At 74.4% G+C, this 21,651-nt stretch carries 17 protein-coding genes; 8 read left to right on the plus strand and 9 right to left on the minus strand.

Annotated elements, in window-relative coordinates; all coding sequences use genetic code 11:
* Positions 1–152: 152 nt before the first annotated feature.
* Complete coding sequence (locus IF73_RS0106680) at positions 153–986, minus strand: TetR family transcriptional regulator (protein ID WP_031004487.1); 834 nt, start codon at positions 984–986, stop codon at positions 153–155.
* A gap of 100 nt (positions 987–1,086) precedes the next feature.
* On the minus strand, positions 1,087–2,868 hold the full coding sequence (locus tag IF73_RS0106685; protein WP_031004489.1) for a 3-hydroxyacyl-CoA dehydrogenase family protein: 1,782 nt from the start codon (positions 2,866–2,868) through the stop codon (positions 1,087–1,089).
* Between the two features lie 354 nt (positions 2,869–3,222).
* Here IF73_RS0106685 and IF73_RS0106690 point away from each other — a divergent pair, with 354 nt between their 5' ends.
* On the plus strand, positions 3,223–3,840 hold the full coding sequence (locus tag IF73_RS0106690) for a HEAT repeat domain-containing protein (protein WP_031004491.1): 618 nt from the start codon (positions 3,223–3,225) through the stop codon (positions 3,838–3,840).
* Between the two features lie 52 nt (positions 3,841–3,892).
* Here IF73_RS0106690 and IF73_RS0106695 read toward each other — a convergent pair whose 3' ends face one another.
* The 3 genes from IF73_RS0106695 to IF73_RS0106705 form a co-directional block, all read right to left on the minus strand.
* Entirely contained in the window at positions 3,893–4,336 is a 444-nt protein-coding gene (locus IF73_RS0106695) for a RidA family protein (RefSeq protein WP_031004493.1), read from the minus strand.
* Between the two features lie 81 nt (positions 4,337–4,417).
* The gene (locus tag IF73_RS0106700; protein ID WP_031004495.1) at positions 4,418–6,100 is read right to left on the minus strand and encodes an alpha/beta hydrolase; all 1,683 of its coding nucleotides are present in this window, start codon (positions 6,098–6,100) and stop codon (positions 4,418–4,420) included.
* A gap of 112 nt (positions 6,101–6,212) precedes the next feature.
* A complete protein-coding gene (locus tag IF73_RS0106705) occupies positions 6,213–7,244 on the minus strand; it encodes an Rv2578c family radical SAM protein (protein ID WP_031004496.1) in 1,032 nt (343 codons plus the stop codon).
* 163 nt (positions 7,245–7,407) lie between these two features.
* Here IF73_RS0106705 and IF73_RS0106710 point away from each other — a divergent pair, with 163 nt between their 5' ends.
* Both IF73_RS0106710 and IF73_RS0106715 read left to right on the plus strand, forming a co-directional pair.
* The gene (locus tag IF73_RS0106710) at positions 7,408–7,851 is read left to right on the plus strand and encodes an SRPBCC family protein (RefSeq protein ID WP_031004497.1); all 444 of its coding nucleotides are present in this window, start codon (positions 7,408–7,410) and stop codon (positions 7,849–7,851) included.
* Positions 7,852–8,128: 277 nt separating this feature from the next.
* Positions 8,129–10,591 (plus strand): MFS transporter, encoded by a 2,463-nt coding sequence (locus IF73_RS0106715; protein ID WP_031004498.1) that lies wholly within the window; start codon positions 8,129–8,131, stop codon positions 10,589–10,591.
* 13 nt (positions 10,592–10,604) lie between these two features.
* On the opposite strand, the gene IF73_RS0106720 is transcribed toward IF73_RS0106715, so the two are convergent.
* Complete coding sequence (locus tag IF73_RS0106720; RefSeq protein ID WP_031004499.1) at positions 10,605–11,792, minus strand: hypothetical protein; 1,188 nt, start codon at positions 11,790–11,792, stop codon at positions 10,605–10,607.
* Between the two features lie 174 nt (positions 11,793–11,966).
* Between IF73_RS0106720 and IF73_RS0106725 the strand changes: the two genes are divergently transcribed.
* The 5 genes from IF73_RS0106725 to IF73_RS0106745 all read left to right on the plus strand — a co-directional run bounded on the left by IF73_RS0106725 (position 11,967) and on the right by IF73_RS0106745 (position 18,932).
* Positions 11,967–13,667, plus strand: coding sequence for a hypothetical protein (locus IF73_RS0106725; protein ID WP_031004500.1), 1,701 nt, complete (start codon positions 11,967–11,969; stop codon positions 13,665–13,667).
* A 99-nt stretch (positions 13,668–13,766) separates the two neighbouring features.
* Positions 13,767–14,600, plus strand: a complete 834-nt coding sequence (locus IF73_RS0106730) for a M55 family metallopeptidase (protein WP_030497095.1) — start codon at positions 13,767–13,769, stop codon at positions 14,598–14,600.
* Positions 14,593–15,933: a M20/M25/M40 family metallo-hydrolase gene (locus IF73_RS0106735; RefSeq protein WP_031004501.1), complete on the plus strand. Its 1,341-nt coding sequence runs from the start codon at positions 14,593–14,595 to the stop codon at positions 15,931–15,933. Before IF73_RS0106730 ends, IF73_RS0106735 begins: the two co-directional genes overlap by 8 nt.
* Positions 15,934–15,978: 45 nt before the next feature.
* A complete protein-coding gene (locus IF73_RS0106740; RefSeq protein ID WP_031004503.1) occupies positions 15,979–17,979 on the plus strand; it encodes a prolyl oligopeptidase family serine peptidase in 2,001 nt (666 codons plus the stop codon).
* Positions 17,976–18,932 carry a S66 peptidase family protein gene (locus tag IF73_RS0106745; protein WP_031004505.1) on the plus strand — a complete coding sequence of 319 codons (957 nt, stop codon included), beginning with the start codon at positions 17,976–17,978 and terminating at the stop codon, positions 18,930–18,932. Before IF73_RS0106740 ends, IF73_RS0106745 begins: the two co-directional genes overlap by 4 nt.
* Before the next feature lie 22 nt (positions 18,933–18,954).
* On the opposite strand, the gene IF73_RS0106750 is transcribed toward IF73_RS0106745, so the two are convergent.
* From IF73_RS0106750 to IF73_RS0106760, 3 genes are all read right to left on the minus strand, one after another.
* Positions 18,955–19,608, minus strand: coding sequence for a GntR family transcriptional regulator (locus tag IF73_RS0106750; protein ID WP_031004507.1), 654 nt, complete (start codon positions 19,606–19,608; stop codon positions 18,955–18,957).
* A gap of 51 nt (positions 19,609–19,659) precedes the next feature.
* Positions 19,660–20,748, minus strand: a complete 1,089-nt coding sequence (locus IF73_RS0106755) for an adenosine deaminase (protein ID WP_031004509.1) — start codon at positions 20,746–20,748, stop codon at positions 19,660–19,662.
* Between the two features lie 89 nt (positions 20,749–20,837).
* Positions 20,838–21,599: a GntR family transcriptional regulator gene (locus tag IF73_RS0106760; protein ID WP_031004511.1), complete on the minus strand. Its 762-nt coding sequence runs from the start codon at positions 21,597–21,599 to the stop codon at positions 20,838–20,840.
* Between the last annotated feature and the right edge of the window lie 52 nt (positions 21,600–21,651).

The following is a 21,651-nucleotide window of genomic DNA, read 5'->3' on the forward strand; positions in this document are numbered from 1 at the left end:
CAACAATTTCTCTCAGATGCGAAAAGGTGCTCACGGATGAGCGATGATCGATCGAATGCGCCTGTGAGCTGGGAGAACGCGACGAGGGCCGCCCCCGGGAAACCGGGGGCGGCCCTCGTTTCGGACCTTCGAAGGTGCGGGAGAAGTCCCGCTCAGCCCTTCGTGAGTGCCTGCTGGATGGTCCGCATGACCTCGTCCAGCGGAGCATCGGTACGGGCCACGGCGACCACCACGTCACCCGAGGCGGCGACCCTGGCCGGCGGCGCCTCCTGCGGGGTCTGGGCGGCCTGCTGGGGGGAGGGGGCCGGGCGCCCCGCGCCTATGCCCGTCCCGAAGGTCTCCCGGACGATCGCGAACGCGTGGTCGAGCTGGCTCTCCACGTCACCCTGACCGCCCGCCCGCAGCCAGCGCCGCAGCACGTGGTTGTGGGCGGTGACCACCGCCGAGGCCGCCACCTCGGCGAGCAGCGGGTCGTCGTTGCCGTCGTGGTGGTCCCGCTCGTCGAAGTGGCCCAGCAGATAGCGGGTGAAGAGCCGCTCGTAGCGGGCCACCGAGGCGATCTCGCGCTCCCGCAGCGTCGGCACCTCACGGGTCAGCCGGTAGCGCGCCACGGAGATCGCGGGGGAGCCCGCGTACATCTTCATGACCTCCTTGATGCCCCGGCACACCGTGTCGAGCGGGTGCTCGTGCGGCGGGGCCGCGTTCAGCACCGCCTCCGCCCGCACCAGCGTGTCGTCGTGGTCCGGGAAGATCGCCTCCTCCTTGGACCGGAAGTGGCGGAAGAAGGTCCGCCGGGCCACCCCGGCCGCCGCCGCGATCTCGTCGACCGTGGTGGCCTCGTACCCCTTCGTCGCGAAGAGCTCCATCGCGGCGGCCGCCAGCTCCCGCCGCATCTTCAGCCGCTGCGCGGCGGCACGGGTCCCCGCGGCGCTCTCCTGAGCGTCGGACGGAGAGGTGGCACGGGGTGTCTTCACGGCCTTGGGCATGACCCGAACGTACTGCATCCGTGCAGGAAGCCGCGCCCGCGGGGGCGGGCCGCCGGAAGGCTCCAGCAGCCCGCCCCACCCCTGTCCCGGATCGGTGGGCTCAGCGCCGGGCATATTCGCGGAAGCCGCGCCCCGTCTTGCGGCCGAGGCAGCCGGCCGCCACCAGGTGCTCCAGGAGCGGCGCCGGGGCCAGGCCCGGGTCGCGGAACTCGCGGTGCAGCACCTTCTCGATCGCCAGCGAGACGTCCAGACCGACCACGTCCAGCAGCTCGAAGGGGCCCATCGGGTAGCCGCCGCCCAGCTTCATCGCCGTGTCGATGTCGTCCAGCGTCGCGTAGTGCTCCTGGACCATCTTGACCGCGTTGTTCAGGTACGGGAACAGCAGGGCGTTCACGATGAAGCCGGCCCGGTCGCCGCAGTCCACGCCGTGCTTGCGGATCTTCGCGGTGACCTCGCGGACGGTGGCGTGCACCTCGTCGGCGGTCAGCACCGTCCGCACGATCTCGACCAGCTTCATCGCCGGCGCCGGGTTGAAGAAGTGCATCCCGATGACGTCCTGCGGGCGGCTCGTCGCCTTCGCGCAGGCCACGACCGGCAGCGAGGAGGTGGTGGTGGCGAGCACCGCGCCCGGCTTGCAGATCTTGTCCAGGCGCGCGAAGAGCTCCTGCTTGATCCCCAGGTCCTCGGCGACCGCCTCGACCGCCAGGTCGACGTCGGCGAAGGCGTCCAGCGAACCGGCCGGGGTGATCCGGGCCAGCGTCTCGTCGCGGGCCTCGCCGGTCAGCCGGCCCTTGTCCACCGAGCGGGCCAGCGACGTGGCGATGTACGCCTTGGCCGCGTCCGCCTTCTCCTGCGAGCGGGCGGCGAGGACGACGTCGTACCCGGCCTTGGCGAAGACCTCGGCGATGCCGGAGGCCATCGTGCCCGAGCCGGCCACGCCCACCGAGCGCACCTCGCGGCCCGCGCCGCCGGTGCCCGACGGCGCCGGGGTCTGCGCGTCGGCGACCTTCTCGGCCGAGCCCGGCGCCGCGTACGTGTAGAAGCCGCGGCCCGCCTTGCGGCCGGTCAGACCGGCCTCGGACAGCTGCTTCAGGATCGGGGCGGGGGCGTGCAGCCGGTCGTGGGACGCCTGGTACATCGCGTCGAGGACGGTACGGGCGGTGTCGACGCCCACCAGGTCGAGCAGCTCCAGCGGTCCCATCGGCAGGCCGCAGCCCAGCTTCATCGCCGCGTCGATGTCCTCGCGGGAGGCGTAGCGGGCCTCGAACATGGCCGCGGCCTGGTTCAGGTAGCCGAAGAGCAGGCCGTCCGCGATGAAACCGGCCCGGTCGCCGACCGCCACCGGCTCCTTGCCGAGGTCCTCGGCCAGCCGGGTGACCGCGTCCACCGCCCGCGGGTCGGTCAGCACCGAGGAGACCACCTCGACCAGCTTCATCGCCTGGACCGGCGCGAAGAAGTGCAGGCCGAGGACGCGCTCCGGGTGCGCCGAGCCGGCGGCGAGCCGGGTCACCGAGAGGGCGTTGGTGCCGGTGGCGAGGATCGCGTCCGGCCGGACGATCCCGTCGAGCGCCCGGAACACCTCCTCCTTGGTCTCGTACGCCTCCGGGACCACCTCGATGACGAGGTCGGCCGCGGCGGCGGCCTGCAGGTCCGAGTAGACGCGGAAGCGCGCCAGCGCGTCCTGCCGCTCGTCCTCGGTGATGCGCTCGCGGGCCACCGCGCGGGCGGTGGACGCCTCCAGGGCGGCGACGGCCCGGGCGGCCGCGGACTCGCTGATGTCGATGCCGACGACCTCGCGGCCGGCCCGGACGAGGACGTCGGCGATGCCGGTGCCCATGGTGCCGAGACCGACGACGGCGATGGTGGAGAGAGGGGTGTCCATCAGGGGACTCCTGAGAGGAAGAGTGACGACTGAGAGCGGTGCGCGCGCGGAGGGGGAAAGGGGCGCGGGAAATACCGGGAGCGCGGCCGGCTGCACGGGGGCAGCGCCGCGGTGTACGGGGATGCGGCCCCGTCGCACGGCGGCGAGGGCCTGGAAAAAGGGGGGACGAAGGCTCTGTCCCGGAGCCACGTCGAGAACTGCCGAACCGACCAGCGCTCACCACGGCTGCGTCACCAGGCCGCGGCGAGAAGTGCGGGGGTTCCCCGCTCACTTGAGATTAACCGGCGGGTAACGAGCACGCCAGTCCTGGGAAGTCGGGAAAATGTGATGTGGATCGCGGATAGCCTCGGATTCATGGAAAACGCCGAGGGATTCTCCCGGGATCCCGAATTCTGCTCGATGATCGATCGATTGCGGGACGAGATCGAGAACGAAGAAGGAACCGTTCCCGCCGCATTCGAAGAACTCGCCCGCACCGTCGATACCGAGGAACTCCACGCCCGGCTCACCGCCCCGGGGCAGCCGCTCTGGGCCCGCGAGATCGCCGCCTACCGGCTCGGCACGGCCGGCGACCCGCGCGCCTTCGAGGCCCTGGTCCTCCTCCTCAACCACCGGGACCCCGAGCGCTGCGTCACCGCGGCCCACGCCCTCGTCCGGCTGGGCGACCCGCGCACCGCCCGGGCCGCCGCCGCCCTGGCCACCAACGAACTCCGCGTCGCCTACGCGCTCCTGCCGGTCCGTCTCCTCGCCGACCTGCGCGCCCCGGAGTCCGTCCCGGCCCTCGTCACCGTCCTGGAGCGCCGGCTCGCCGCCGGCGACCCCCACTGGCGGGTCGGCCTCGCCTGCGTCGAGGGCCTCGGCGCCCTGGGCGACCCGCAGGCCCGGGACATCCTGGAGGCCGCCCTCCCGCACCCCCGCCTGGGCCGCGCCGCCGAGCGCTCGCTGTCCCTCCTGGGCGGCCCGGCGGTCTGACGGGGCGCGGCCGGCTCCTCCGCACGGAAGCGGAGGCGAAAGCGGAAGCGCGTCAACGGATCAGCCGCAGCTCCGGCTGTCCGTCCTGCGGACGCTTCTCCGGGACCAGGGCGAACGCCTCCACCTCCATCAGCAGTTCGGGGCGCACCAGGGCGTCGACCTGGACCGCCGAGCTCGCGGGCAGCGGGAGGCCGGCGAAGGCCGCGTCCCGCGCGTCCCGCAGGGCCGGGAGGTGGGCCACGTCCGTGAGGAAGTAGGTCAGCTTCACCACGTCCCCGAAGCCCGCGCCGGCGGCGGCCAGACAGCGCTCCAGGTTCGCGAAGACCTGCCGGGCCTGCGCGGCCGGGTCGCCCGCGCCCACCACGGCCCCCTCGGCGTCGAGCGCGATCTGGCCGGAGATCGCGACGAACCGGCCCGTGCCCCAGACGACGTGGCTGTACTGCGGGCTGGGCGCGACGCCCTCGGGTGCGGGGACGTGGGTGAGGTGGCTGGTCATGCCCCACATCCTCGCGCACGCCACTGACAACGCCCGCGCCCCGGAGCGGGCGCGGGCGTCAGGAGTGACGAGGACCACAGGTCAGCGCACGTGCCCCAGGAGGCCGTGCAGGGCGGTCCCGGTCGGCAGGACCCGGGCCGACGCCTTCTTGACGACGGCCTTCTCGGCTGCCTTCTCCGTGGCCATCCCGGCGGCCTTCGTCGCGGGCTCCGCCGTGGCCTTCTTCGTGGCCTTCTTCGCGGGGGCCGGGTCCGGCTTCGGTGCCGGGAGGGCGGCGCAGACCGCGTCCACCTCGGAGTCGCCCTCGGCGCGCGGCACGGCGCCGGTGGCGAGGTAGGTGCTCAGATGCCTGTCGAGGCAGTCGTTGCCGGCGAGCGTGACGCCGTGGTTCCCGCCGCCCTCCTCGACGACCAGGCTGGAGCCGCGGACCATCCGGTGCAGGGCGAGCGCGCCCTCGTAGGGGGTGGCGGCGTCGTCGGTGGCCTGGAGGATGAGCACCGGCGGCAGCTGGTCGTTGCTGACGTCCGGCGGGGTGAGCGGCTCGACCGGCCAGAACGCGCAGGGCGCGTTGTACCAGGCGTTGTTCCAGGTGGAGAAGGGCGCCTTGGCGTGGACCTCCCAGTTGTCCTTCCGCCAGACGTTCCAGTCCTTGGGCCAGGCGGCGTCCCGGCACTGGACGGCGGTGTAGACGGAGTAGCCGTTGTCGGCGGCCGAGTCGGCCTCGCCGTACCGCTCGTAGGCGGCCGTGAGCGGTTCCGGGTCCTGCTCGTTCACGTACGCCGCGAACGCGCTCGCCAGCTTCGGCCAGTAGCCGTCGTAGTAGCCGCCGGGCAGGAAGGTGTCCTCCAGCTCGCCGGGGCCGACCTTGCCGCCCGCCGGGGAGTCGCGCAGCTCCTCGCGCATCCGGTACCAGGCGGCCTCGACGGCGGCCGGGTCGGTGCCCAGCCGGTACACGGCGTCGTGCTTGGCCACCCAGGCCATGAAGTCCTTGTGGCGGGTGTCGAAGGCGTAGTCCTGCGCGATGTTGTCCTCGTACCAGACGCCGTTCGGGTTGACGACGGAGTCCAGCGCCATGCGCCCGACCCGCTCCGGGTAGAGCCGGGCGTAGACCGCGCCCAGGTAGGTCCCGTACGAGTAGCCGAGGTAGTGGAGCCGCTCCGCGCCGAGCGCCTTCCGGATGAGGTCCAGGTCGCGGGCGGTGGAGACGGTGTCGATGTACGGGAGGACGTCGGCGTGCTTCTTGCCGCAGGCGGCGGCGAACGCCTGGGCGCGCTCCAGGGCGTTGCGTTCGGCGTCGGTGCCGCGCGGCACCGAGTCGGGGCGGACCGGGTCGAAGTGGCCGGGCCGGCAGTCGAGCGCGGGCTCGCTCCTGCCGACGCCGCGCGGGTCGAAGCCGATGACGTCGTACCGGGCGGCGACCTCGGGGGGCAGCGAGGCGGCGACGTAGCCGGCCATGCCGCGTCCGCTGCCGCCCGGGCCGCCGGGGTTGACCAGGAGGGGGCCCTCGGAGGTCTCGGCGGTGTGGGGGACGCGGGTCAGCGCGAGCGTGATGCTGCGGCCGGCCGGGTCGTCGTGGACGAGCGGCACCTTCAGGGTGGCGCACTGGAGCCGCGGGTACGCCTTGGTGGCGCAGCCGGTCCAGGAGAGGGCGGGGAGGGGGCGGGGGGTCGGGTCACCGGTGCCCGCGGCGGACGCGGGCAGGACGGTGACCGTCCCGGCGACCAGCGCCCCAGCGGCGATCAGCATTCCTGCGCGGGTGGTCATGGAGCGTGGAGTGCCCCGCGGGGCGCGGGACACGACCTGTTCCGCCGGTAATCGACCCGAACGGAGGGTGTGATGACGGCGTGTCAGGTGACCCTGCGGCGTGTCGCCGGGGTCAGAGCAGGGTGAGCTGTTCCGGGTCGCCGGCCGGCGGGGCGGGGGAGGGGCGCGGGACGCGCCGGGGGGATTCCCGGCGGGCCGGGCCGATGCCGAACTCGGCGGCCAGTTCGTGGACCTGGCGGGTGATCCGGCGCTGGTACCAGGTCGGCGCGTAGGCCCCGCCGGCGTACATCCGCTCGTACCGTCCGACCAGCTGGGGGTGGTGGCGGGCGAGCCAGCTCATGAACCACTCGCGGGCGCCGGGGCGCAGATGGAGGACGAGCGGGGTGACGGAGACGGCGCCGGCCTCGGCGATGGCGCGGACGGTGGCGCGCAGCTGCTCGGGGGAGTCGCCGAGGAACGGGACGACGGGGGCCATGAGGACGCCGCAGCCGATGCCGTGCTCGCCGAGGACGCGGACCACGTCGAGGCGGCGGTGCGGGGAGGGCGTGCCGGGCTCGATCGTGCGCCACAGCTCCTCGTCGGTGAAGCCGACCGAGACGGAGACGCCGACCTCGGTGACCTCGGCGGCCTGGGTGAGCAGCTCCAGGTCGCGCAGGATCAGGGTGCCCTTGGTGAGGATGGAGAAGGGGTTGGCCCGGTCCCGCAGCGCGGTGAGGATGCCGGGCATGAGCCGGTACCTGCCCTCGGCCCGCTGGTAGCAGTCGACGTTGGTGCCCATGGCGATGTGGGCGCCCTGCCAGTTGCGGGAGGCGAGCTGCCGGGTGAGCAGCTCGGGGGCGTTGACCTTGACCACGATCTGGGAGTCGAAGCCGAGGCCGGTGTCCAGGTCGAGATAGCTGTGGGTCTTGCGCGCGAAACAGTAGACGCACGCGTGCGTGCAACCGCGGTACGGGTTCACGGTCCACTCGAACGGCATCCGCGAGGCGCCGGGGACCCGGTTGAGGATGGTGCGGGCCCGGACCTCGTGGAAGGTGATCCCGCGGAACTCGGGGGTGTCGAAGGTGCGGGTCGTGACCGCGTCCATGCCGAACAGGGCGGTGTCGGCGGGCGCGGGCGGGGTCTCGCCCAGATGGTCCCAGCGCATGGACGCCTCCTCGATCGACTTCGTTCGTACGTTCGACTGCCGTGGACCCCAGAATAGAACATCTGTTCCCTTGATCGTCGCAACCCGGATTTCGCGCCCCGCGAGGCACGTGGTTCGCTTGGCCCACACCCCTGAAGAACCCATGACAGCTGGAGGAAATGCGATGGCGCAGGTCGAGGCCACGACGGAACGGATCATCGCGGCGGACGCGGAGACCGTGTTCGACACACTGGCCGACTACAGCGGCACGCGCGCGAAGCTGCTGCCCGAGCACTTCAGCGAGTACGAGGTGCGGGAGGGCGGCGACGGCGAGGGCACCCTCGTCCACTGGAAGCTCCAGGCCACCAGCAAGCGCGTGCGTGACTGCCTCCTGGAGGTCACCGAGCCCACCGACGGGCAGCTCGTCGAGAAGGACCGCAACTCCTCCATGGTCACCACCTGGACCGTGACCCCGGCCGGGGAGGGCAGGTCCCGCGCCGTCGTCACCACCGTCTGGAACGGCGCCGGCGGCATCGGCGGCTTCTTCGAGCGGACCTTCGCCCCCAAGGGCCTGGCCCGGATCTACGACGCCGTGCTCGCCAACCTGGCCGCCGAGACCGAGAAGTAACGCCCGGGGCGTTCACCGATTCGAGTGGATTCCCCGTCGCCCCCGTACCGGCGCCCGACGCGCCGAGGGGGCGCGGGGAGTTCACCAAACGCGCTGATGAAGCGCCACAAGTGCCCCCTCGCGCCCCGCCGTTCACACCCGCCGCGCCACCCGCCGCCCGTACCGCCCGACTTGCTCCCCCTTCGCGCCCGATGCGAAGAATGGCCCGTCCCCGAGTCCGCCTCCCAGCCGAGGCCGCTACCGAGCCGGGGCGACGCCGTGACGAGGGGAGCCGTACGTGGGTGCCATCACGCTGGTGAAGGACGCCGGGGAGGCCACAGCGCTCCCCGGGGACGGCCCGCCCGCCGGACCCCCGCCGCAGCCGGCGGCCGAGACGCCCCTCGACCCCCGCCGCGTCCGGCTCGTCTTCTTCGGCCTGATGCTCGCGCTGCTCCTCGCCGCGCTGGAGCAGATGATCGTCGCCACCGCCCTGCCGAAGATCGTCGGCGAACTCCAGGGCCTGGACCGGATGTCCTGGGCGATCACCGCCTACCTGCTGACCTCCACCGTCGGCCTGCCCGTCTACGGCAAGCTCGGCGACCTCCTCGGCCGCAAGGGCGTCTTCCTCTTCGCCATCGTCGTCTTCGTCATCGGCTCCGGACTCGCCGGCTGGTCCCGCAGCATGGACGAGCTCATCGCCTTCCGCGCCCTCCAGGGCGTCGGCGCCGGCGGCCTCATGATCGGCGTCCAGGCGATCATCGCCGACATCGTCCCGGCCCGCGAACGCGGCCGCTACATGGGCCTGATCGGCGCCGCCTTCGGCCTCGCCTCCGTCGCCGGACCGCTCCTCGGCGGCTTCTTCACCGACCACGTCTCCTGGCGCTGGTGCTTCTACTTCAACGTGCCCTTCGGGCTCGTCACCCTCGCCGTCGTCGCCGCCGTCCTCAAACTGCCCAAGCCGAAGGTCCGCGCCCGCTTCGACGTCCTCGGCGCCCTGCTCCTCGCCGCCGCCTCCACCTGCCTCGTCCTGCTGACCAGTTGGGGCGGGACGGAGTACGAGTGGGACGACCGGGTCATCATCGGCCTCGGCTGCGGCGCCGCCGGAACCGTCCTGCTCTTCCTGGTCGTCGAGCACCGCGCGCCCGAACCCCTCATCCCGCTGCGGCTGTTCCGCGACTCCGTCTTCACGGTCACCTCGCTCGTCGGCGCCGTCGTCGGCATCGCCCTCTTCGGCGCGGCCAGCTACCTGCCGAGCTTCCTCCAGATGGTCGAGGGCGCCTCCGCCACCGAGTCCGGGCTCCTCATGCTCCCGCTGATGGGCGGGATCGTCGTCGCCTCGGTCGTCTCCGGCCAGCTCATCAGCCGCACCGGCCGCTACAAGGTCTACCCGCTGGTCGGCTCCGCCCTCGCCGTCCTCGGCATGGCCCTGCTCTCCCGCATGGACATCGGCACGCCCCGCCTCACCCACAGCCTCTGGCAGGCCGTGCTCGGCACCGGCATCGGCCTGATCATGCCGGTGCTCATCCTCGCCGTGCAGAACGCCGTCCGGCCCGCCGACCTCGGCACCGCCACCAGCGCCCACAACTACTTCCGCCAGATCGGCGGCAGCGTCGGCGCCGCGGTCTTCGGCACCCTCTTCGCCGCCCGCCTCGACTCGGCCCTCGCCGACCGGCTCCCCGCCGTCCAGAGCTCCGGCGCCGGGAGCGCCGCCGCCCTGCCGCCCGCCGAGGCGATCACCCCCCAGACCGTGCACGCCCTGCCGCCCGCCCTGCGCGACCTCTACATCCAGGCGTACGCGGACGCCATGCCGCGCATCTTCCTCTACCTCGTGCCGGCCCTCGTGCTCGGCCTCGTCCTCGCCTTCTTCCTCAAGGAGCAACCGCTGGTGTCCCACCACACCCCCGCCGCCGAGGCCGTCGACGCCCACCTCGACACCGGCGTCCAGGCCGTCCCGCACGCCCGCCACGCGGCCCCCGCCGCCGCCCAGGCCGCGCCGCTCCACACCGGAGTGCCCGTCTGCGGCACCGTCCAGCACCACGACGGGAGCCGCGTCCCGCGCGCCGCGCTCACCCTCATCGACGTCGGCGGGCGCCAGATCGGCCGCGGCGCCAGCGGCGAGGACGGCCGCTACGCGCTCAGCGTGCCCGCCAGCGGCTCGTACGTGCTGATCGCCGCCGCCGGCGGCCACCAGCCGCAGGCCGTCTCCGTCACCGTCGGGGACCGGCCGGTCGACCTCGACGTCGTCCTCGGCGGCGCGGGACGCCTCGCGGGGTGCGTCCTCACCGCCGACGGCAGCCCCGTCCGGGACGCCGCCGTCACCCTCACCGACGTCCGCGGCGAGGTCGTCGCCTCCACCCGCAGCGGGCGCGAGGGCGGATACGTGATCACCGAACTGGTCGCCGGCGAGTACACCCTCGCGGCCAGCGCCCCCGCCTTCCGGCCCGCCGCCGTCCCGGTCAGCGTCCAGTCCGCCCGCGAGACCCGCCAGGACATCGAGCTGGCGGGCGGCGCGGTCCTGCGCGGCACGGTCAGGGCCGGCGGCGGGCGCCCGGTGGAGGACGCCCGGGTCACCCTGCTCGACGCGGCCGGGAACGTCGTCGACACCCTCACCACCGGGCCCGACGGCACCTTCCGCTTCGTCGACCTGTCCTCCGGCGAGTACACGGTCATCGCCGCCGGCTACCCGCCCGTCGCCACCGTCCTCCAGGTGGCCGGCGGCGGCCGCACCGAGCGCGACCTCCAGCTCGGCCACCAGGACTGACCGGCCGGGTGCGTCAGGAGGCGGTCGGCGCGGCCTTGCGCAGAGCGGCGATGCAGCTGCCGATCGCCTCCTGGAGGGCTTCGAGGCGCTGGAGCATGTCCTCCTCGTAGATCTCCTCCTCCATCACCTCGTCGAGGGTCAGCTCCTCGAAGACCTTGGTGGCCTTCTGCAGCGAGCTGTAGAAGCGGGTCCGCCGCTCCTGGACCCGCAGCGCCGGGTCCTCCTCGACGGCCTTGGCGACGAGCCCCCTCACCGACTCGTACGCCTCGCCGGCCCACTCGCCGGCCTCCTCCGAGTCGTCCAGCTCGTCGATCAGCGACAGATGCCGCTCGGCCTCCGCGCGCACCTCGGGCGGCGCCTCCACGGTCTGCCCGGCGGGCGTCCTGACCTGCCCGTTCTCCACGATCTGGCGGACGTAGCCGATCCGGTCCGCGACCTTCGCCTCGGTCGCGACGGCCTTCTTCAGGTCGTCGGTCCGGGCGATGGCCCGCGCCAGCTCCGTCTGGAGCGCCGGGTCCTCCTTCATCCGGTCGAGCAGCGCCCCGCGCGCCGCCTCGGCCGTCCCCGGGTCGGCGAGGATCGCGGCCCGCAGCGCGGTCGGGTTCTCCGCCACCTCCAGCGCCTTCGTCGGCCGGATGCCCTCCGCCTCCGCCGCGGCGCTGATCGCCTGGCCGCGCACCGAGGAGGCGCTGTTGCGGGAGGTGTAGTACGACAGCCAGACGTCGGCGTCCGGCAGATCGATGTCGGCGCCCGGCTCAAGCACCTCGAACTGCGGCACGAGACCGTCGTCGGCCGCCATGTCCCACGCCTTGTAGTAGCGCATCACCCGCTCCGCCGAGCACCCCGCCAGCGCCGCGAACGCCCGCGCCGACACCTTCCGCGCCGCCGCGCCCTCGGCCGCCTGCCCGCCCGGCCGCACACTGCGCGCCACCTTCAGCGCGAAGGCCCAGCCGCCGGTCCGCGCGTACACCCCGAACTCCCGGGCGTCCCGGACGACGACCGGGTCGTGGTCGGCGGGATCGGCGACGGTGTCCTCCCCGACGGTCTCCTCGGCTTCCCCGGTCTCCTCGGCCTTCCCGGTCTCCTCAGACGCCTCGGGCGCGGCGGGCGCGGGGGAGTCCTCCGGGACCCAGAAGTTCTCCTCCGGCTCGGAGGCGGCGGGGGCGGGGGTGGTGTCGGACGGATCGAGGGCGATGGTCACCGAGAACACTCCGGTCGGTCGGGCGGGACAACTGCGGCCGACAGCCTATACGTACCGCTTGGCGATGTTTGGCCCGATTCGAAGGTCGGGTCGCCGGAGAAACACCTGGCGTCCGGGAGGCGCCGCCGGGCAGGATGCCTCCATGATCCACGGAATCGAGCCCCGCCCCGCCCGGTGAGCGCCCCGCCCGCGCGGCCGACGCCCGCGCCCGCCCTGTACGCGTACGCCAGGAGCCTGCGCGCCGACACCCCGCCGCCCCGGGGCGGCCACCCGCTGCCCGACACGGCACGGCCTCCGTACGACGGAGGTGTCCGCCTCCCGTACAAGAAGGCCCGTGAGACCGTCACCGGCCTGCTCCACGCCCGCATCGCCGGGCCCGACACGGCCCGCGCCGCCGCCGGGACCGAGCACGCGCTCGTCGCCACCGGCGTCCGCGAACACCTCGTCTTCCACACCGCCGCCGCGCTCGCCCCCGCCGACCCGGCCGCAGCCCGCGCCCTGGCGCGGCGGCTCGTCCGCGTCGGGAGGACCGTCCACGGCGTCGCCGCGGGCCTCGGGCTCCTCACCCGGCTCGGCGAACCCGAGGACATCCCGTACCTGCGCGAACTCGGCGCGCTCCACGAGCTCTTCCGGTACGCCGTCGAAGCCCTCGACCCCCTGGACCGGCCGGCCGCCGCCCTGCTGTGGCTGACCCACCACCCCCCGGAGGCACCGCGCGGCCTCGTCGAGGCCGTCGCCGCCCGGGACCCCGCCGCGGTACGGGAACAGCTCCTCGGGCTCGCCCCGCGCGACCGGGGCATGGAGCCCGCCCACGCCCGGCGCGTCGCCGAGGCCACCGGCCTCGTGGATCTCCTCGACCGGGCGCCCGGGGACACCGCGCTCCTCGGCCAGGCCCTGCGGCTCCTCGCCCGGGCGGTCACCCAGGGGGACCACGGGATCGAGATCCTCGAGTACGCCGACGCCACCGCCCTCTACGGGACGGTGGCCGAACGGGCCCGTCTGCTGCCCCCGGACCCCGGCCACCAGGCCCGGCTGGTCACCCTCGCCCAGGAACTCCACAGCGGCGCCTCCCGCCTGCTCGCCTGGCCGCCCGGCGGGCGCGAGGCCGTCCTCGCGCGGCTTCTGGACGCCGTGCGCGAACCCGCGGAGACCGGACGGCGCGCCGACTGGATCCGGCGCACCGCCCGGCACCTCCGTGCGGTGGGCCCGGCCGCGGCGCCCGGGCTGCGGATCGAGGTCGCCGTCGCCGACCCGGCCGGACCGACCGCCGTCGAGACCCGGATCCTGGTCGACGGGCGCCCGATCCTGCCCGCCGCTTTCCCGCAGGGGCGGGGCGACACGCCCGAGGACCTCCTCGACTCGGGCGCCCTGCGGGCCGGGACCGAACCCCGCCCCGTGCGGCTCGGCGTCACCTCCTGCGCCGAGGCGTGCTGCGGCGCCCTGTACGTCACCGTGCGCCGCGACGGCCCGCACGTGGTGTGGGACGGCTGGCGCCGTCCCGGCGGGCTGCCGGCACTCCCCGCGTACCGCTTCGACGCCGGCGCGTACGACGCCGAGATCGCCCGCGCGGAGCACGACCACACCTGGACCTGGCCGGCCCGGCACACCGCCCGCCTGATCACCGCGGGTCTCCGCGACCGGCCCGGACTGCTCACCCGCTGGGGACTCGTGCGGGGCTGGATCAGCACGTACCACCAGGACCCCGACACCACCGTCGTCACCTTCACGGGACCGTCCCCCGACGGCCCCGGCGAGCCGGACCGGTTCTATCTGTGGCATCTGCCCGACGACGGGACACCGCCCGGGCAGCGCGCCGCCGAGGCGCTGCGCCGCATGGCGGAGACGGACCCGCGGACCTTCGCGCAACGGCCCTGACGTGCCGCTGCCTTCCGTCCGGCGCCGCCACTGGTCCACTCCAACGACAGTTATCCACAGGGGTGGTAGCGGCGGCGGGCGGAGCGTACGGTTCCCTCCATGAAGATCCTCATCAGCGCCGACATGGAGGGCGCCACCGGCGTCACCTGGCCCGCCGACGTGCTCCCCGGCACGCCGCAGTGGGAGCGGTGCCGGCCGATGTTCACCTCGGACGTGAACGCGGCGGCGCTCGGGTTCTTCGACGGCGGCGCCGACGAGGTGCTGGTGAACGAGGCGCACTGGACGATGCGGAACCTGCTCCTGGAGCGGCTCGACGAGCGCGTGCAGATGCTCACCGGCCGTCACAAGTCGCTCTCCATGGTCGAGGGTGTCCAGCACGGGGACGTCGACGGGATCGCCTTCGTCGGCTACCACACCGGCGCCGGCGCCGAGGGCGTCCTCGCCCACACCTACCTCGCCAACTCGATCACCGGCGTCTGGCTGAACGGCCTCCGGGCCAGTGAGGGCGTGCTCAACGCCCATGTGGTCGCCGAGTACGGCGTTCCCGTCGTCCTCGTCACCGGCGACGACCTGACCTGCGAGGACGCCCTCGGATACGCCCCCGAGGCGCTCAAGGTCGCCGTCAAGGACCACGTCTCGCGGTACGCGGCGGTGTGCCGGACGCCCGCCCGCACCGCCGCCGACATCCGGGCCGCCGCCCGTGAGGCCGCGGCCCTCGCCGTCCGGCACGAGCCGGTCCACGCCGGACCGCACACCGTCGAGGTCGAGTTCGACGCCGAGCACCTGGGCGCCGCCGCCACGGTGGTTCCCGGCGTGGCGCGGAGCGGCGAGCGGCGCGTCGCGTACACCAGCGCGACGATGTACGAGGCGATCCGCACGTTCAAGGCGGTCACGACGATCGTCTCGGCCGCCGTGGAGGAGCAGTATGGCTAGCAGCACGCCCCCCGCAGGACCCGACGCGAAGGCGCTCGACGAGGTCGTCGCCTTCACCTCGGACCTCATCCGCATCGACACCAGCAACCGCGGCGGAGGCGACTGCCGCGAGCGCCCCGCCGCCGAGTACGTCGCCGAGCGGCTCGCCGGCGCCGGGCTCGAACCGACCCTGCTGGAGCGCACCCCCGGCCGGACCAACGTGGTCGCCCGCATCCCCGGCACCGACCCCACGGCCCCCGCGCTCCTCGTCCACGGCCACCTGGACGTCGTCCCCGCCGACCCGGCCGAGTGGACCGTCCACCCCTTCTCCGGCGAGGTCCGCGACGACGTCGTCTGGGGCCGCGGCGCCGTCGACATGAAGAACATGGACGCGATGGTCCTCGCCGTCGCCCGCTCCTGGGCCCGCCAGGGCGTCCGGCCGCGCCGCGACATCGTCCTCGCCTACACCGCAGACGAGGAGGACAGCGCCGAGGACGGCTCCGGCTTCCTCGCCGACCGGCACGCCGCCCTCTTCGAGGGCTGCACCGAGGGCATCAGCGAGTCCGGCGCCTTCAGCTTCCACCCGCACCCCGGGATGACGCTCTACCCCATCGGCGCCGGCGAGCGGGGCACCGCCTGGCTCAGGCTCACCGCCCGCGGCCGGGCCGGCCACGGCTCCAAGGTCAACGACGCCAACGCGGTCACCCGCCTCGCCGCCGCCGTGGCCCGCATCGGCGCCCACAGCTGGCCCATCCGGCTCACCGCCACCGTCAGCGCCGCCCTCACCGAACTGGCCGCGCTGCACGGCATCGAGATCGACACCGACGACCCCGACCTCGACGTGCCGCTCCTCCTCGACAAGCTCGGACCGGCCGCCGCCCTCGTCGAGGCCACCGTCCGCAACAGCGCCAACCCGACCATGCTCCAGGCCGGGTACAAGTGCAACGTCATCCCCGGCCAGGCCGTCGCCTACGTCGACGGACGGATGCTGCCCGGCGCCGAGGAGGAGTTCGCCGCCACCATGGACCTGCTCACCGGCCCGGACGTCGAGTGGGAGTTCCACCACCGCGAGGTGCCCCTCGAAGCGCCCGTCGACTCCCCGACCTTCGCCAAGCTGCGGGCCGCCGTCGAGCGCTTCGACCCCGACGGCCACGCCCTGCCGTTCACGATGTCCGGCGGCACCGACGCCAAGCAGTTCTCCCGCCTCGGCATCACCGGCTACGGCTTCTCGCCGCTGAGACTGCCCCCGGGCCTGGACTACGGGGCGCTCTTCCACGGCGTGGACGAACGCGTCCCCGTCGACGCCCTGCACTTCGGCGTGCGGGTGCTCGACCACTATCTGAAGACCGCCTAGCGCCACCGCACACGGCACCGACCCGTACCCAGGGGGGGAACGAGGATGCAGAACACGGCCGCCTACGGCAGCTGGCCGTCGCCCGTCGGAGCCGCGCTCGCGGCAGCCAGCGACGGACGTCCCGAATATCTCGGCACCGTCGGCGACGAGGTGTGGTGGTCCGCCCCCCGCCCCACCGAGGGCGGCCGGCGGACCCTGGTCCGGCGGCGCGCGGACGGCACCGAGGAGACCGTCCTGCCGGCCCCCTGGAACGTGCGGAACCGGGTCATCGAGTACGGCGGCCGGCCCTGGGCCGCCGTCGAACGGCCCGGCGCGGGACCCCTGCTGGTCTTCTGTCACTTCCCCGACCAGCGGCTCTACGCCTACGAGCCCGACGCGGAACCCGGCGCGGCGCCCCGGCCGCTCACCCCGGTCTCCGCGGTGGGCGGCGGACTGCGCTGGGCCGACCCCGTGCTCCTGCCCGAGCGGGGCGAGGTCTGGTGCGTCCTGGAGGAGTTCACCGGCCCCGCGCCCACCGACGTCCGCCGGGTCCTCGCCGCCGTCCCCCTCGACGGCTCCGCCGCCGACGACCGGGCCGCCGTCCGCGAACTCTCCGACGGGCGCCACCGCTTCCTCACCGGCCCCCGGATCTCCCCCGACGGGCGGCGGGCCGTCTGGCTCGGCTGGGACCACCCCCGGATGCCCTGGGACGGCACCGACGCCGTCCTCGCCGAGATCACCGCCGAGGGCACCCTCAAGGACGCCAGGACCGTCGCCGGCGGCCCGGCGGAGTCCGTACCCCAGGCCGACTGGGACGCGGCCGGCCGGCTCCTCTTCGCCAGCGACCGCACCGGCTGGTGGAACCTCTACCGCGCCGAGCTCGCCGCCGACGGCACCCTCGGCCCGGCCCGCGCCCTCTGTCCCCGCGACGAGGAGTTCGCCGGACCCCTCTGGAAGACCGGCGTCAGCTGGTTCCAGGCCCTGGAGACCGGGCCGATCGCCGTCCTCCACGGGCGGGGCGACGCCGTCCTCGGCATCCTCGACCCGGACACCGGCACCCTCGTCGACGCCCCCGGCCCGTGGACCGTCTGGGGATCCACCCTCACCGTCCTCGGCACCCGCGTCCTCGGCGTCGCCGCCGCACCCGACCGCTTCGCCGAGATCGTCGAACTCGACACCCGCACCGGCCGCACCCGGGTCGTCGGCTCCGCGCACCGCGACCCCGTCGACCCGTCGTACTACCCCGAGCCCGTCGTCCGCACCTTCACCGGCCCCGACGGCCGCGAGATCCACGCCCACGTGTACCCGCCGCGCAACCCCGGCGCGACCGGGCCCGCCGGCGAGCTCCCGCCCTATGTGATCCGCGCCCACGGCGGCCCCACCGGACGCTCCGCCCTCGTCCTCGACCTGGAGATCGCCTACTTCACCTCGCGCGGCATCGGCGCCGTCGAGGTCAACTACGGCGGCTCCACCGGCCACGGCCGCGCCTACCGGGAACGGCTCCGCGAGCAGTGGGGCGTCGTCGACGTCGAGGACTGCGCCGCCGTCGCCCGCGCCCTCGCCGCCGAGGGCACCGCCGACCCCGCCCGGCTCGCGATCCGCGGCGGCAGCGCCGGCGGCTGGACCAGTGCCGCCTCCCTCGTCCAGACCGACGTCTACGCCTGCGGCACGATCATCTACCCCGTCCTCGACCTCAAGGGCTGGGCCACCGACGAGACCCACGACTTCGAGTCCCGCTACCTGGACGGCCTCGTCGGCCGCCTCGACGAGGTGCCCGAGCGGTACGAGGAGCGCTCGCCGCTCGAACACGTCGACCGGATCACCGCCCCCTTCCTGCTCCTCCAGGGCCTCGACGACGTCATCTGCCCGCCCGCCCAGGCCCAGCGCCTCCTCGCCCGGGTCGCCGGCCGGGGCGTCCCGCACGCCTACCTCGCCTTCCCCGGCGAAGGCCACGGCTTCCGGCACGCCGAGACCATGGTCCGCGCGCTTGAGGCCGAACTCGCCCTCTACGCGCGGGTCTTCGGCTTCGACCGGGCCGACGTCCCGGAGCTGGAGCTGCGCACATGACCGGCCCCGCCTCCGGCCCCGTCCACGTGCCCCCGCTCGCCCGGGCCGCCCGGCTGCGGCCGGGCGACCGGGTCGCCGTGGTCGCCCCGAGCGGCCCCGTCCCGGAGGCCGCGCTGGCCGCCGGACTCGACGTGCTGCGCGGCTGGGGCCTGGAACCGGTGGTCGCCCCGCACGTCCTCGACGTCCATCCGCGGCTCGGCCACCTGGCCGGCGCCGACCGGGACCGCGCCCGCGACCTCACCGAGGCGTGGTGCGACCCCTCGATCGCGGGGGTGCTCTGCGCGCGCGGTGGCTACGGCGCCCAGCGCATGACCGACCTCCTGGACTGGCCCGCGATCCGCGCCGCGGGACCCAAGGCGTTCGTCGGCTACAGCGACGTCACCGCCCTCCACGAGGCGTTCGCCGTCCGCGCCGGCTTCGCCACCCTGCACGGGACCATGACCGCCGTGGCCGCCTTCGCCGGCGACCCGGCCACCCGGGAGTCGCTGCGCGCCGCCCTCTTCGAGCCCGAGACCGTCCGGGTCCTCGGCCTCGGCACCGCGCGGCCCCTCGTCCCGGGCCGCGCCACCGGCGTCACCCTCGGCGGCTGCGTCAGCCTGCTCGCCGCCGACCTCGGCACCCCGCACGTGCGGCCCTCCGCCCGCGGCGGGCTGCTGCTCCTGGAGGACGTGGGGGAGGAGCCGTACCGCCTGGACCGGATCCTCACCCAGCTGCTGCGCTCCGGCTGGCTCGACGGCGTCGCCGGGATCGCCCTCGGCTCGTGGGAGGAGTGCGGTCCGTACGAGGAGGTGCGCGCGGTCCTCGCCGACCGGCTCGGCGGCCTGGGCGTCCCGGTGGTGGAGGAGCTGGGCTTCGGCCACAGCCCCACCGCGCTCACCGTCCCGCTCGGCATACCGGCGGTGCTCGACGCGGACGCCGGCACGCTCACCTTCGACGTACCCGCGCTGGTCTGACCGGAGCCCGGCGGGCCGGGGGCTACTCCGCCGCCAGCCGCCGCCGGTGCTCCGTCGCCTTGGCCTGGCTGGTCTCCAGGTGGCGCAGCGCCAGTTCCTCGACGCGCTCCACGTCCCGTGCCTCGATGCCCCGGAACAGCTCCTCGTGCTCGTCGGCGACGACCGTGAAGTCGTCGTGCTGGCCGAGCAGCCAGCGCATCCGGCTCCGCAGGGTGCCCTCCAGCTCGTTCAGGAGGGCGTTGTCGGCGAGTTCGGTGACCGTCTCGTGGAAGTCGGCCGCCGCCCGGCGGGCCTCCGCGCCGTCGCCGCGCTCCGCCGCCGCCCGCTCGGCGTCGAGGACGGCGCGCAGCTTGGCGAGGCCCGCGCGCGTGCGGCGCTGGGCCGCGAGGCGGAAGGCCAGGATCTCCAGGGCGGACCGGACCTCGACGAGGTCGGCGATGTCGGAGGCGGTGAACTCCCGGACCACCGCCCAGGTGCGCGGCCGGGGCGTCACGAGTCCTTCGTTGACCAGGTCCCTGAGGGCGTCGCGGACCGGCAGGCGGCTCACGTCCAGCTCGGCGGCGATCTCCCGCTCCACCAGCCGGCTGCCGGGAGCCCGCGTCCCGTCGATGATCTGGTCGCGCAGGGTGCGCGTGATCCGCTCCGACTCGGGCCTGAACTCCTCAGCAGCTGTCATGGCGCCATTGTTCCACCGGGGAGGGCGGCACCCGCCGCCCTCCCCGGGCGGTCACAGCGCCGCGTACCCGGGGCGCACGATCTCCTCGATGAGCCGCCGGCGCTCCGGCAGCGGCAGGAACGCGGCCTCCAGGGCGGCGACCGTGAACTCCTCGAAGACCTCCGGGCCGTAGCCGAAGGCGTCCGCCATGTGCTGGAACTCCTCGCTCATGGTGGTGCCGGAGACGAGCCGGTTGTCGGTGTTGAGCGTGATGCGGAAGCCGAGGCGGCGCAGCTCGTCGATCGGGTGGGAGCCGTAGTCCTTGGCGGCGCCGGTCTGCAGGTTGGAGGTCGGGCAGACCTCCAGGGCGATCCGGTTGTCGCGGACGTACGCGGCGAGGCGGCCGAGGGTGCCGTCCTCGGCGATGTCGTCCGTGATCCGCACGCCGTGGCCGATCCGCTCGGTGCCGCAGACCTGCACGGCCTCGTGGATCGACTCGGCGCCGACGGCCTCGCCGGCGTGGATGGTGAAGTGGCAGTTCTCCCGCTTCAGGTGCTGGAAGGCGGGGAGGTGGCGGGCCGGCGGGTTGCCGATCTCGCCGCCGGCGATGTCGAAGCCGGCCACGCCGTTGTCGCGGTGGGCGACGGTCAGCTCGGCGATCTCCAGCGAGCGGTCGGTGTGCCGCATGCCGGTGAGCAGCGCGCGGACGGTGATGCGGCCGCCGGTCCTGCGCTCGCCCTCGCGGAAGCCCTCGTTGACCGCCTCGACGACCTCGTCGAGGGTCAGGCCGCCCTCCAGGTGCTGCTCGGGGGCGTACCGCACCTCGGCGTAGACGACCCCGTCCGCCGCCAGGTCCTCGGCGCACTCGGCCGCGATGCGCAGCAGCGCCTCGCGGGTCTGCATCACCGCGCAGGTGTGGGCGAAGGTCTCCAGGTAGCGCTCCAGGGAGCCGGAGTCGGCGGCATCCCGGAACCAGACCGCGAGCTCGGCCGGGTCCTCGGTCGGCAGCGCGGTGTAGCCGCACTCCCGGGCCAGCTCGACGATGGTGGCCGGGCGGAGCCCGCCGTCGAGGTGGTCGTGGAGGACGGCCTTCGGGGCGCGGCGGATCCAGTCGGAGACGGCGGCCCGGGCAGGCGTGGCAGGGTTGTCAGACAAGTGCATGACCGGGGAGTGTACGTCATGACCCGCCGGGCGGGGGAGCCCCGGCGGGTGGGGGTGTGGGTGCGGGCCCGGGTCCGGTGGGCGCGGGCTCAGTGGGACTGGAGGACCGGCAGCGCGGGCGCGCCCGTCGGCAGCATGTGCTTGGCGGCCAGGACGGGGGTGTCCCCGACGCGTACCACCTGGGTGACCAGGACCGCGGGGGTGTCGGCGGGGCGGCCCAGCTGCTCGCCGCGGCGCCGTCCGAGGAGGGTGGCGGTGATCCCGCTGTGGGCGTGCAGCGCGACCTCGCGGGAGGCGCCGAGCAGGACCGAGAGCATCGACACGGCGGCATCCCCCTCCGGCGCGGCCCCGCACTCCCGCAGCGCCGCCGCGAACGCCGGGTGGACGCGGTCCAGGACCTCGTCCGCCGCCGCCCACTCGTGGCACAGCGCGGCCGGCCCCGACTCGCCGCCCAGCACCGACTCCCAGAACCGCAGTTCGGCGCGGGCCGGGGCCAGCAGGTGCTGGGTGGTGAAGTCGGTGGGCTCCTCCACGGTGCGCAGCAGGGCCCGGACGCGGGGGCCGGTGCCGCCGCCGACCAGCTCCTCCAGCGGCTGGACGTGCTCGAAGCCGCGGCGCGGGGGGCGTGCGTTCACCGTCCGGCCCACGCCCCGGCGCACCGTCAGCAGTCCGTCCTCCTGGAGCAGCAGCAGCGCCTCGCGCAGCGCGGGACGGCTCACCCCCAGTTCGGCGGCGAGCTTCGGCTCGGAGGGGAGGGTGGACCCGGGCGGGTAGGTGCCGTCGTGGACGGCGTCCGCGATCCGCTCGTAGAGCGCCACCACCGGTCGCCGCCGGTGCCCGCTGAGCGCCAAAACCCCTCCTCGTCCCGTCGTCCGGCCACCACCGTAGCCGCCCCTGGTTGTC

This window comes from Streptomyces sp. NRRL F-5727, assembly GCF_000719555.1.
Lineage (GTDB): Bacteria > Actinomycetota > Actinomycetes > Streptomycetales > Streptomycetaceae > Streptomyces.